Source organism: Sporosarcina sp. P7 (assembly GCF_002743425.1).
Classification (GTDB): Bacteria; Bacillota; Bacilli; order Bacillales_A; family Planococcaceae; genus Sporosarcina.
This window is the reverse complement of record NZ_PDZF01000012.1, coordinates 15,183-28,342: the sequence shown is the minus strand read 5'-3', so window position 1 is coordinate 28,342 and position 13,160 is coordinate 15,183. Positions and strand designations below refer to the sequence as shown.

The following is a 13,160-nucleotide window of genomic DNA, read 5'->3' as shown; positions in this document are numbered from 1 at the left end:
AGTCAATCAACTCGTTCAGTATAGCAAGCAGTAGGCCACATCGCAAACTACGTGTTTTAAACTTTTGGGTAAATGAAGTGACTAAATAGAGTGTGTAAATTATAGGGTTGACAACTTTCAACATAAAAAAGAAGGTCTGACGTCAAAACGTCAAACCTCCTCAGTAGGTGTTTTATAATGTGTAGTATATGGAGCGCTTGTGAAGATATGTTGTGTAGCACCACCTGCATCCTTAAAAACCGTCTTATCGGATAATTGATTACCAGGGGAGTTATACCAGATGTCATACAAACGTCGCTCTGTCCATTGTGTCAGCAATGTATACGTATCTGATCCGATTGGACGCAGTAAGCGGTATGCTACGAAACCGGGCATGTTTTGCAGTTTTTCTCCTAGGTGCTTGTACTGATGTTCGAAAATAGGTTTGCCTTCATCTGTCACCGCGACGTTGTCCATTGCGAAGAATCCAGGTTCTGTCAGGCTACCGTAAGAACCTACCACTTCGAACTTCCTCGGCGTTTGAAATATGCTCTTGCCGTTCGTCTCATGTAGCAACAGCGTATTGCCGCCGCCATTCATTAAAAGTATTGACTCATCAGCATGTTGGTTTTTGATTTTCTCCATAAAACCCATCGTGCCAGTTGTCATATAAATATTCATATAAAATTCCTCCTTTGGCTAGTAACGATCGTCTGTGTGCTAAGTTTGATTAAAAGCACTCTTTACCAGTGTATGATTCTACCTAGAGTAATTCCCTTAAATCTCCCGAATCAAACACTAATTGCAAGCAAGTTAGGAATGATTGTCTAAAGCATGGCAGAAGTGAGGGGTATCCTAGCACAAAATTATGACAAAGGCGCAATTCACTATACATTGACCTGTCAACGGTTTATCATGAGAACGTATAAGAGTTACGTGAAAGAAATTAAAAATATGGAAAGAGGTATCTCTGAATATGTCAACTTTTAACGATACGCTATTACGTGCTGCGAGAGGCGAAGAAATTGAACACACGCCAGTTTGGTTCATGCGTCAAGCAGGACGTTCACAGCCGGAATATCTTAAAATCAAAGAAAAATACTCCTTGGAAGAAATTACGCATCAGCCAGAACTATGTGCGTATGTAACAAAACTTCCAGTAGATCAATATGATGTAGATGCAGCTATTTTATATAAAGATATTGTTACACCACTTGTAGGTATTGGAGTAGACGTAAAGATTAAATCAGGCGTAGGCCCTGTTATTTCCAATCCAATTCGTTCTGCACAAGACATCGCAAACTTAGGTGAGTTTTCAGCAGAGGAGCAAGTTCCTTATGTTTTGGATACGATCAAAATGCTGACACAAGAACAATTGAATGTACCTTTGATCGGTTTTGCAGGCGCACCGTTTACACTTGCGAGTTATATGATCGAAGGCGGCCCTTCAAAGAGCTATAACCTGACAAAATCCTTCATGGTATCTGAGCCACAAGCTTGGTTTGCACTAATGGATAAATTAGCCGATATGACGATTAGTTATATCCAAGCACAAGTTAAAGCGGGCGTGAAAGCCGTGCAAATATTCGACTCATGGGTAGGCGCATTGAATGTATCGGATTACCGAATCTTCATTAAACCTACTATGACTCGTATTTTCTCAGAACTTCGTAAATTAAATATTCCATTGATTACATTCGGAGTAGGTGCAAGCCACTTGGCGAATGAATGGCATGACCTACCAGTCGACGTAGTTGGATTGGATTGGCGCTTGTCTATAAAAGAAGCTGGTGAACGCGGTATCACAAAACCAGTGCAAGGTAACTTGGATCCATCGATGTTACTAGCGGACTGGTCAGTCATCGAAGAACGTGCAAAGCTTATTGTTGAACAAGGTGTAGAGCACGGTAGCCACATCTTCAACTTAGGTCACGGCGTATTCCCTCAAGTACAACCTGCAACATTGAAACGCTTAACAGCTTTCGTACATGACTATAGTAGAGAATTACGTTCGAAATAACAATCCAACCATGAGGTGAAAATGATGACGAAAAAGAAAATGGGCTTACTCGTTATGGCGTATGGAACGCCAAACTCCTATGACGATCTAGTTCCGTATTACACGCATATCCGTAGAGGCCGTCCGCCGGCTCCGGAACAAGTGGAAGATCTTCGCAATCGCTATGAAGCAATCGGAGGCATTTCACCACTTGCGCGGATTACAGATGATCAAGCGGATGCATTAGGCGCACGTTTGAATGAAGCACAAGACGAAATAGAATTTAAAGTCTATGTCGGTCTAAAGCATATTGCGCCATTCGTCGAAGATGCAATACAAGAAATGCATGATGATGGGATTACTGAAGCAGTATCTATTGTATTGGCACCACATTTCTCTACGTTCTCCGTTAAATCATACAACGGTCGTGCACAAGAGGAAGCGGACAAGCACGGGATTACACTTACTTCTGTTGAAAGTTGGTATAAGCAACCAAAATTCATCGAGTACTGGGCGAACCAATTGCGTCAAACCTATGATGCGATGGACGAGACAGAGCGTAAGAATTCTTGCTTGATCGTGTCTGCTCACTCGTTACCAGAAAAGATTCTGGCTAATGGTGACCCATATGCTGATCAGTTGAAAGAAACAGCAGAAATGATCACACAAGCAGCAGGCGTTAAAACATATGCACTCGGTTGGCAAAGTGAAGGGCAAACACCTGAACCTTGGTTAGGTCCGGACGTACAAGACTTAACACGTGACTTGTTTGAAACAAAAGGATATACATCATTCGTTTACACACCAGTTGGTTTCGTATCGGACCACTTGGAAGTTCTATACGATAACGACTACGAGTGTAAAGTAGTATGTGACGATATCGGCGCAGCGTACCACCGACCTGCCATGCCGAATACCGATCCTTTATTCATTGATGCGATGGCTGATGCTGTAATGGATCAATTACACGCAACAAAATGAATTCAATTGGATCGGAGTGAAAAAGGACATGAGTGAACGAAAAAAAGTAGTCATAATCGGCGGCGGAATCACGGGTCTCGCTGCAGCGTACTATATGCAAAAAGATGCCCGTGAACAAGGACTTCCCATAGATATCATCATGATCGAAGCATCAACAGAACTTGGTGGAAAAATCCAAACAGTCCGTCGAGATGGCTATGTAATCGAACGCGGTCCGGACTCCTTTTTGATCCGTAAACAAAGTGTAGACCAATTAGCGACTGAACTGGGTATTGGAGATCAGCTTGTTCGCAACGCAACAGGGCAAGCGTATATCTATCTGCATAATCAAATGCACAAAATCCCAGCAGGTGCTGTTATGGGTGTACCGACAGAAATCAAACCTTTCATTACATCCGGTTTATTTAGTTTGAGCGGTAAAATACGTGCGGCGGGCGACTTTGTATTACCACGTTCTGAAATAACTGGAGATCAGTCGCTCGGCAAGTTTTTCCGGCGTCGCTTTGGTACTGAAGTGGTGGAAAATCTAATCGAGCCATTATTGTCGGGCGTCTATGCAGGCGATATCGATCATATGAGTCTGGAATCAACTTTTCCACAGTTCTATGAAGTGGAAAAAAATCACCGCAGCTTAATTTTAGGAATGAGAAAGACCACTCCCAAACAACTGCCGCAAAAGAACAGTCATAGTTCGAAGAAAACGGGAGCTTTCCATACTCTTAAAAATGGTCTGGATTCATTGGTAATAGCCCTCGAAGAACAGTTGACAGATGTCCACGTTATGAAAGGTACGCGTGTCACTAGCGTAATGAAACAAGGCGACCGCGCCGTTCTGACATTGAATGATCAACAGCAAATCGTAGCGGATGCGGTCATCATGTCAACGAGCCATACCGTAGCGAGCCATTTGTTTGAACCACATGGTCTGTTGAAAGAGCTAGGAACGATTCCGACGACATCGGTCGCAACTGTCGCTTTAGGTTATCCAAAAAAGGCGATGAAAAGCGATATTGATGGGACGGGTTTCTTAGTACCACGCAGTAGCAATCATTCCATTACGGCTTGTACACTTGTCGACCGTAAATGGCCGACAACTACGCCTGACGAAAAAGTGATGGTGCGTGCATTCGTCGGACGCGTTGGGGAAGAAGCGATTGTCGACTTACCAGATGCTGAAATAGAGAAAATCGTTCGAAAAGATTTGGAAGATATTCTCAAGCTTGAAGGTGAACCGGATTTCTGTATCATAACACGCTGGAAAGAGGACAGACCGCAATACCGCGTTGGCCATAAAGAGAAAGTCTTACGCGCGCGGGAGGAAATGCAATTCGCGTTCCCGATGGTCGAGCTTGCGGGTGCATCCTATAATGGAGTCGGTTTACCTGACTGTATCGATCAAGGAGTCGCAGCGAAAGATCAAGTGCTGGCGAAGCTATTTACGTAACATGATAAAATCCGTACAACACTCGTTGTACGGATTTTTTATGTTGTATAGTAAGTGGATTTGAGTGGGAGGCGCGGTTTGTTAGGGGAATGGCGCGGTTGTCGGCGATTATGGCGCGGTTTGTCAGGAGAATAGCGCGGTTGTCAGCGAGTAAGGCGCGGTTTGTCAGAGGAATAGCGCGGTTGTCGGTGAGTTTAGCGCGGTTTGCTAGAGGAATAGCGCGGTCATCGTTTGTTTTAGCGCAATGTTTCACCACAATGGCGCGGTTTGCCTAGCAAACTGCGAAAAATACCACATCTATGTATCTACGCAAAAAAAAAAGCGAATATAGGAATATTCGCCGAATGAAAGTTTTTTATTTTACGTTGCAATGATTACATTGATTAGAGTAACACTCGTGCTGCTCTTCAATTTCAGTTCCACATGTCGCACAAACCTTCGCCGGCAAGTTCTTGAAAAACTCTACGATGCTTTCTACCATATCCATCCATCCCCTTTTGTTTGTTGTATAACTATTTGGTATATACACATTGTATTATAACAGATATCAGAAGTCAACATTTCATTTATTTTTCTGTTAAAATGGATTCAGGCCCATTATGACGCGCTTTTGAGCTATTTTAGTGCTTCCAATTGTGAGAATTGACTGAAAATAAATTGTGACAATTTTGTGAGGAGAGAAGAAATATGAAATTTATTGATAATCAAGGCATTACAGATCCACGTATTAACTTGGCGATTGAGGAATATGTACTCAACACGATGGACGTAGACAAAGATTCGTATTTGCTGTTTTATATCAATGAACCTTCCATCATTATTGGGAAAAACCAGAATACAGTGGAAGAAATCAATACAGAGTTTGTCGATCGTCATGGTATCCACGTCGTACGAAGACTGTCAGGTGGCGGTGCGGTGTATCATGATAAAGGAAACTTGAATTTTAGTTTCATTACGAAAGATGATGGGGAGTCGTTCCGTAATTTTAAAAAGTTCACGGAACCTGTAACAGATGCGCTTGCGAAAATGGGGATTAAAGCAGAGTTGCTTGGGCGTAACGACATTTTGATTGATGGACGCAAAATCTCCGGAAATGCACAATTCGCAACAAAGGATCGCATGTTTAGCCATGGGACGTTGTTGTTTGATACAGATATGGAAGGTGTCGTGAATTCACTCAAAGTGAAGAAAGACAAAATTGAGTCAAAAGGGATCAAGTCGATTCGTAGCCGTGTCGCGAATATTTCGGAATTCTTGGAAGAGCCTATTTCAATTGAACAGTTTAGACAAGAAATCTTGAATTCGATGTTCGACGGTGAAGAAAATATTGAGTATCGTGTGTTGACGGATGAAGACTGGACAAAAATCCGTGAATTGTCTGCGGAGCGCTATGGCAACTGGGAGTGGAATTACGGCCGTTCACCGAAGTTCAACTTGCAGCAGACTAAACGTTTTCCTGTTGGTGGAATTGATGTTCGCTTGCAAGTGGAAAAAGGTAGTATAGAGAACGTGAATATATACGGGGACTTTTTCGGTGTGGGCGATGTCCAAGAAATTGAAAATCGTTTAAAAGGTGTGAAATATGAGCGCAAGGCGATCACAGACGCAATGGAGTCTATGGACGTTGAAAAAATCCTTGGTGGTATTCAGCTCGAAGAATTTGTAAATGTAATCTATTAAGGGGAAGCGCATGTCTTGCGGGGCATGCGCTTTTGTGTACGAGGATTCATTTATGTGTGGTGGGAAATGCGCTATACTTAACATAATCAGAAAGTGAGGGGTCACGGTGAAACATCGAATATTTATTGTAGAAGATGATATAAAAATCGCGAAATTGTTAGCGGGAACGCTTGAGAAATATCAATATGAAGTCGCAATTATACAGGATTTTGATCGAGTCGTGGAAGAATGCAATGCGTATAATCCACATCTGGTGCTTTTAGATATTAACTTGCCGATTTATGACGGCTACTATTGGTGCCGTCAGCTACGACAGCATACGGTGTGTCCGATTATTTTTATTTCGGCGCGCTCAGGTGATATGGATCAAGTGTTTGCGCTTGAAAATGGAGGCGATGATTTTATAACGAAGCCATTCCATTATGAAATTGTATTGGCGAAAATTAAAAGCCATTTGCGTCGATCATTCGGTGAGTATTCACCAAATCAGTCGGAGCGCATGATTGTATCGGGTGATTTGACGTTATATATAGAACGAATGACGTTACAAAAAGGCAAAGAAGAAATTCCACTTCAGAAGAAAGAATGCGTCATTCTAGAATTGCTGATGGGCGAGTCGCCGAAAGTCGTATCGCGCGAAAAGTTACTCGAAGAATTGTGGGATGATCAATCATTTGTCGACGAAAATACGCTTAACGTTAATATGGCTCGTGTGCGTAAGAAATTGACCGATTACGATGTGCACTCTTGGATTGAAACGGTGCGTGGCGCGGGGTATCGTTTCATGCCGGAATCAGAAGTCAAATGAAGGCATTTACACTGTTCGTTAAAGAGCATGTATCGTTCATGTTGTTTCAGATCGGACTCGTATCGTTCATACTACTATTGTTTTGGCTTGACGGCTTTCGCAATCCGAATACGGCCATCTATTCGGTCGCGATGAGTATTTTACTTACGGCGGGCTATTTGGGAGCGAAGTTCATCATGCGGCGTACGTATTATGCAAAGATCGTCGAAAAACCGAAGCAAATGGAAGATGCTTTGATACGGCACATTATGACGCCCGAACATCGACAGACGACAGCATTTACGCGTGAATTATATCGCCTGTACCAACATGAAGTACAGACATTATATGATAGACAAAATCGTCATTTACATTTCATGAATCAATGGGTGCATCAAATGAAAACACCGATTTCGGTCATTAATTTATTATTGCAAGAAGAGGAAGTGGACAAGAAGAGTCTCGAGCAGGAAGTGGGACGCATCCAAAATGGATTGGATATCGTCCTTGTCAATGCACGGCTTGAAACATTTGAAGAAGATATGCAAATTGAGCGGCTATTGCTGAGACAAATTTTGCAAGAAGTGCTAAATGAGAACAAACGACTTTTCATTGCGAACGGTCTGTTTCCTGTGCTGAATGTGGATGAACACTTAACCGTCGCGACGGATCGAAAGTGGATCAAGTTTATGCTCAATCAATTCATTACGAATGCAGTGAAATATACATTTGAAAAAGGTAAGAAAATACATGTGAATGCAGTCCAGCTACCAGAAGGACTGTGTCTTGAAATTAAGGATGAGGGAATCGGCATACCGGCATCTGATATACACCGGGTGACGAAAGCTTTCTTCACAGGAGAAAACGGTAGATTATCTGGAGAATCGACGGGTATGGGACTGTATATCGCATCCGAAGTCTGTGAGAAACTCGGTCACGAACTGACGATTTCCTCGAAACAAGGAGAAGGCACGACAATCGCATTATTATTTAAAGACGGAGAGGCGGGTGAAAAAGTAGATGACGCAACCGGTCGTTAAGATGGAAGATGTCACGAAAATCTATGAAGGAAAAGTCATACATCGTGCATTGAATAAATTAGACTTCGATGTGCAAGAAGGGGAGTTCGTTGCAATTATGGGGCCGTCCGGAAGTGGTAAGACGACGTTGTTGAACTTATTGATGGCCACGGATATTCCGACCTATGGCAAGATTGTCATCGGAGGCGTGGAACCGGAAAAGCTCAGTCAAAACGAAATCGCCTTATTCCGTAGACGGCAAATTGGTTTCGTCTTTCAGGAAATCAATTTACTGCAAATGTTGACGGTGGAAGAAAATTTGGTGTTACCGTTAACTCTTGACGGATTACTTGTTGAAGAAATGAAAAAACGAGTTGAAGATATGGCGCAAAAGTTGAATTTGGAAGATATTTTGGAACGCAGACCGGATGAACTATCGGGTGGACAAGCACAGCGAACCGCGATAGGACGGGCGCTCATCCATCAACCGAGCATTCTGTTAGCGGACGAGCCGACAGGGAATCTTGATTCAACCTCAGCGAAAGATGTGCTCGAATTACTTGAACATATTAACCAACATGAACAGACATCCATTATTATGGTGACGCACGACCCGATTGCTGCGAGCTATTGTGACCGTGTCCTGTTTATTAAAGATGGAGAGTTTTTCAATGAAATCTATAAAGATGAACGCCGGCAAACATTTTTCCAGCGTATCTTGAATGTGTTGTCATTACTTGGAGGTAATGTGAATGACTTTTCGACAGTTCGCTTACCGTAATGTCGTTCGTAACCGCCGGGTTTATGCAGCCTTCTTCATGGCTAGTGTGTTTTCCGTCATGGTGTTTTTCCTTTACTCGATGCTGCTGTTCCATCCATCGATTGAAAACACGTTCCTAAAAGAGATCTCAGCTCTCGGGATGGGAATAGCGGAAATCATCCTATTCATATTTACGCTGTTTTTCCTATTCTATTCGATGCGTGCATTTTTGCAGGCGCGATCGAAAGAGTTTGGGGTGCTGTTGCTTCTCGGAATGGCAAAGCGTCAGTTGCATCGACTCATTTTCATCGAAACGATGTTGCTTGGCTTCGCATCAATCATAAGTGGAATTTTCCTCGGCTTCATGTTTTCGAAATTCTTTTTCATGATCGTCAAAGCGATCGTGCAAATTCCGGTATTACCGCTTTATTTATCCTGGAAACCATTCGTGCTGACGATGGGGGCATTCCTCAGTTTATTCGCTATCATTTCATATATCGCTCCTGTATTCATTCAGCAAGGACAAGTATCGGATTTGTTACATGGGGATATAGCCGTACAATCGGTGTATTCGTACTCGAAAAGCCGTGGGATCTTCGGAGTGGTGCTGTTGTTGCTCGCCTACGCCATGGCGGCTTTCGTATCACGTTCAAGCATCATCAGTCTGTTCTTCCTACTACCGCCACTTATCACAATCGGGACCTATTACTTTTTCACCGATACCTTGCCGCTCGTATTGCATGCATTGCGACGGCAAAAGAATATCTTCTGGCGCGACTATTGGATGATCTCGATTTCGGAAAGCATCGTACGTTTAAAAGAAAATGCGCGGATGTTCTTCATTGTCACGCTCGTTTCGACGATAGCGTTCATGTCCGTCGGCATTTTGGCATCGTTAACGTCATTCGCTTCGCAATATCGGGAAGTAAATCCGCTCGGGCTCATTTATAAAAGTTTGCCACATAATGAATTCGAGTATCCACATATCGCACAATTGACCAATGAACTCGATCAAGCGGGTCTTGATTACTGGGCTGTACGTTTTCGTGTGCTGGAACAGCAATCTTCTTACACGAAGAATAAAGTTAATATCGTCAAGCTGTCTGATCTGAATGAACTGGCCGCAACTTTCGGAGAAAAGCCACTTTCATTACACAGAGGACATGCGTTGTTCTTACCCGCAACAGCTGCTGCGGCCAATCAGTTGTCGACGGAATCGGTCAGCACCGAACTAGGTGACAGTGGCGTCTCACTCAAGATTGAAGGCGTGTATACGTATAAATTGTTTCCGCCAAACGCACTTGGGCTCAATACGATCGTTGTGAATCATTTGGATTTCGATCGCATTGAAGAACAAGCACATGTCAATGCACTGGCGTTTAATTATTATGCGTTTAACGTAAGGGATTGGCAGAAGACGAGGGAAATCGGATTGTCTATCCATGCCCAAGTGTTGGCGGGGCTTATGCTCGAACACCGTGATCCCGTGCGCTACGAGTTTGAGAATCCTGGGTTAAATTATTCGCATATCCGGATGACGTTTTCGTTACTGTTGTTTATTGGATTATTACTTGCGGGTGTATTTTTCCTTGCGTCTGGCAGCTTCATCTACTTCCGGTTGTATACATCGCTTAGTCATGATCGACGGCAGTATGCGGTGTTGCAGCGGATTGGAATGACGGATAGAGAGTTTACGAAGATCGTCAACCGGCAGTTGATTCCACAGTTTTTCTTTCCGTGGGGTGTGTCGTTCATCCACAGCGTGTTTGCGTTTATGGCGTTGCAGGTGATTTGGGATGCGCTTGCTGAGATTTCCATTGTCAAGGAGCTGGCGCTTGTGCTGGCGGGCTTTGCGCTGATGCAGATTTGCTATTTCTATCTGATCCGCTGGCGCTATATATCACATATTAAGGCACCTACTTCCTAGGGAGGGGTGTCTTTTTTGACTGGTGAGTTACGTGGTGAGTATAAGGGGATTGAACTTATTTAATTTCAAGTTCAAGTACAAGTTCAAGTTCAAGTATTAGTGGAAGGAGTGAGTGGGTGGGGATTGAAGCTCCAGCTGCCGGACGCTTTCCCATGGGCTCGGCTTGAGCCGCTTCCCTCACTACGTTCAGTCTAGGGTCTCAAGCTTTCGCTGATCCTGCGGGAAGAGCCGTAACGAAGAACGGCTTTTGCGAGTAAAAGCGCAGCGTTAGGAGCACATCTTTGCACTCCCCGTCAGCTTCCGCTTCAATCCTACGTTGATGTGGAGGTACGTAGGTCAATCATTGTAGATAGTGTGTGAATTGTTGTTGTCTTAGAACTTGTTGAAGTTCTAGTTCTAGTTCTAGTTCTAGTGGGAGTGAGCGTAGTTAGCATAAGGGGATTGAAGCTCCAGCTGGGGACGCTTTCCGGAGGGCGTGGCTTGAGCCTCCTCGTCCGCTTCGCTCCCTGCGGGGTCTCAAGGCGCACGCTTATCCTCCCGGAGTCGCCCCAGCCTCCGCCTCAATCCTACATTGATAGGGGAGGTACGTAGGTCAATCACTGCAGCTAGTGTGTGAATTGTATTGTCTTTACACGTTATGTAGTTCAAGTTCAAATCTAATTCAAGTTTTAGTGATTCACTGATTACTAGCCAAACTTCAATGCACAACAATAAGTATCACCCACTAACATTGCAAGGGTTTGGAGCGGCAGGCGGCGACTCCCAATGGATCAGCTCGACAGGTGAGACAACTAAAGGGAGCTTGCGACCTAGTTGGCTCACCGCGGGCCCATGGGAAAGCGTCCGCCTAGAGCGCAAATCCCCAACCCCACACCCTGCCAGCCTATCCCAATAAAGTAAATAAACAAAATTCCCAGTAAACTCTTGCCAATTAATTATTTTGTCAGTATAATGAACAAAATACTGAATGGTTATTCATTCACTTGTTAGGGAGATGAAAGCATGAATTTAGTTTCTAGTGTTCAACAGACAGCACAGAGCAAGCCAAGTAAAATTGCCTATCGTTTTATGGGAAAAGACACGACGTACGCAGAGTTCGACATGTCCGTATCCATGTTCGCCAACGCGCTACAAAACCTAGGGGTTAACAAAGGGGACAAAGTGGCATTTTTACTTGGTAATACGCCGCATTACCTGATCTCTCTCTATGCGACTATGCGCATCGGAGCCACAGCTGTGCCGATCAATCCACTCTATACACCTGACGAGATTTCCTATATTTTAGAAAACAGTGAAGCCAAAGCCGTTATTGCGATCGATCAATTATTACCACTTGTAGAAGTAGCCAGCCAGTCTTTCCCGACGATTGAGAACTATGTCGTCTGTGAAATGAGTCCGGATGCAGGAGAGAAATTAGCTACGCTGAATGACACAGTGAAGGCGAAGGTGCATCCATTTAGCTTGCTCATCAAGCAATCGAAACCGATGATGGAAGCGGTAGCAGTTGACGAAAATGAAAGCGCTGTCATACTTTATACGTCAGGAACAACGGGACAGCCAAAAGGTGCGATGTTAACACATAAGAATATCTACTCCAATGCACGTGACGTAGGAGACTATTTAAGCTTCTCGGAAAATGATAAAGTGGTGGCGACATTGCCTTTATTCCACGTATTTGCCTTAACGGTTGTAGCGAACGCACCACTCGTTAAAGGCGCTACTATATTACTTGAGCCACGCTTTAGTCCGGGTGAAATATTCCACATCATTCGTGAACAAAAGGCCACGATATTTGCCGGAGTTCCTACTATGTATAACTTCCTTTATCAATATCCGGAAGGTAAAACAGAAGACTTTGAATCCATCAGATTGGCAGTTTCAGGTGGATCTTCATTGCCTGTATCCTTGCTTCATGACTTTGAAGAGAAATTCGATGTGCGTGTTTCGGAAGGGTATGGCTTGTCAGAAGCATCACCAGTGACCTGTTTCAACCCGTTAGATCGTGAACGTGTGCCTGGATCCATCGGAACAAATATTATGAATGTCGAGAATAAAGTCGTTGATGAAAATGGTGAAGAAGTTCCTGTCAATGAAGTCGGTGAATTAATTGTACGCGGCCCCAACGTCATGAAAGGGTATTATAAAATGCCAGAAGAAACTGCGGCTGTTCTACGTGACGGTTGGCTCTATACAGGCGACTTGGCGCGACGAGATGAAAACGGTTACTTTTATATTGTAGATCGCAAGAAAGATATGATCATCGTTGGCGGATTCAACGTGTATCCTCGGGAAGTAGAGGAAGTGCTGTTTAGTCACCGTGATATTGTAGAAGCAGCAGTCGTTGGCGTGCCAGACGCGAACTTCGGTGAAGAAGTACAAGCCTATGTTGTGTTGAAGGAAGGTTCGGATGCTACGGAACATTCACTGCTTAATTATTGTGGGAAGCGTCTCGTGAAGTATAAAGTACCAAAGTATATTGAGTTCTTGGATGAATTACCGAAAAATACGACAGGTAAGATTTTAAGACGTTCATTGAAAGATCAAATTAAGAGTTATTGATAGTGGAAAGGAGTGATGGGAATTA

Annotated in this window: 11 protein-coding genes; 9 read left to right on the top strand and 2 right to left on the bottom strand. The window is 43.7% G+C overall.

Annotated features, from left to right (window positions below; genetic code table 11):
• Positions 1–150: 150 nt before the first annotated feature.
• Positions 151–660: an antibiotic biosynthesis monooxygenase family protein gene (locus CSV60_RS12110; protein WP_099637171.1), complete on the bottom strand. Its 510-nt coding sequence runs from the start codon at positions 658–660 to the stop codon at positions 151–153.
• Positions 661–955: 295 nt separating this feature from the next.
• Between CSV60_RS12110 and hemE the strand changes: the two genes are divergently transcribed.
• The 3 genes from hemE to hemY are packed head-to-tail and all read left to right on the top strand — an operon-like array spanning position 956 to position 4,403.
• Positions 956–1,999 (top strand): uroporphyrinogen decarboxylase, encoded by a 1,044-nt coding sequence (hemE, locus tag CSV60_RS12105; RefSeq protein ID WP_099637170.1) that lies wholly within the window; start codon positions 956–958, stop codon positions 1,997–1,999.
• Positions 2,000–2,023: 24 nt separating this feature from the next.
• Positions 2,024–2,959 carry a ferrochelatase gene (hemH, locus tag CSV60_RS12100; protein ID WP_099637169.1) on the top strand — a complete coding sequence of 312 codons (936 nt, stop codon included), beginning with the start codon at positions 2,024–2,026 and terminating at the stop codon, positions 2,957–2,959.
• Positions 2,960–2,987: 28 nt separating this feature from the next.
• Complete coding sequence (hemY, locus tag CSV60_RS12095) at positions 2,988–4,403, top strand: protoporphyrinogen oxidase (RefSeq protein WP_099637168.1); 1,416 nt, start codon at positions 2,988–2,990, stop codon at positions 4,401–4,403.
• Positions 4,404–4,758: 355 nt separating this feature from the next.
• Here the strand turns inward: hemY and yhfH are convergent, their stop codons facing one another.
• Positions 4,759–4,884, bottom strand: coding sequence for a protein YhfH (gene yhfH, locus CSV60_RS12090; protein WP_083035173.1), 126 nt, complete (start codon positions 4,882–4,884; stop codon positions 4,759–4,761).
• Between the two features lie 206 nt (positions 4,885–5,090).
• Here yhfH and lplA point away from each other — a divergent pair, with 206 nt between their 5' ends.
• From lplA to CSV60_RS12060, 6 genes are all read left to right on the top strand, one after another.
• On the top strand, positions 5,091–6,083 hold the full coding sequence (gene lplA, locus CSV60_RS12085; protein WP_099637167.1) for a lipoate--protein ligase: 993 nt from the start codon (positions 5,091–5,093) through the stop codon (positions 6,081–6,083).
• A gap of 106 nt (positions 6,084–6,189) precedes the next feature.
• Complete coding sequence (locus CSV60_RS12080) at positions 6,190–6,891, top strand: response regulator transcription factor (RefSeq protein ID WP_099637166.1); 702 nt, start codon at positions 6,190–6,192, stop codon at positions 6,889–6,891.
• Positions 6,888–7,910, top strand: coding sequence for a sensor histidine kinase (locus CSV60_RS12075; protein WP_099631130.1), 1,023 nt, complete (start codon positions 6,888–6,890; stop codon positions 7,908–7,910). Before CSV60_RS12080 ends, CSV60_RS12075 begins: the two co-directional genes overlap by 4 nt.
• Positions 7,891–8,670, top strand: a complete 780-nt coding sequence (locus tag CSV60_RS12070) for an ABC transporter ATP-binding protein (RefSeq protein ID WP_099637165.1) — start codon at positions 7,891–7,893, stop codon at positions 8,668–8,670. Before CSV60_RS12075 ends, CSV60_RS12070 begins: the two co-directional genes overlap by 20 nt.
• The gene (locus CSV60_RS12065) at positions 8,642–10,576 is read left to right on the top strand and encodes an FtsX-like permease family protein (RefSeq protein ID WP_199175284.1); all 1,935 of its coding nucleotides are present in this window, start codon (positions 8,642–8,644) and stop codon (positions 10,574–10,576) included. Before CSV60_RS12070 ends, CSV60_RS12065 begins: the two co-directional genes overlap by 29 nt.
• A 1,002-nt stretch (positions 10,577–11,578) precedes the next feature.
• Positions 11,579–13,135, top strand: a complete 1,557-nt coding sequence (locus CSV60_RS12060) for a fatty acid--CoA ligase family protein (RefSeq protein WP_099637164.1) — start codon at positions 11,579–11,581, stop codon at positions 13,133–13,135.
• Positions 13,136–13,160 lie beyond the last annotated feature (25 nt).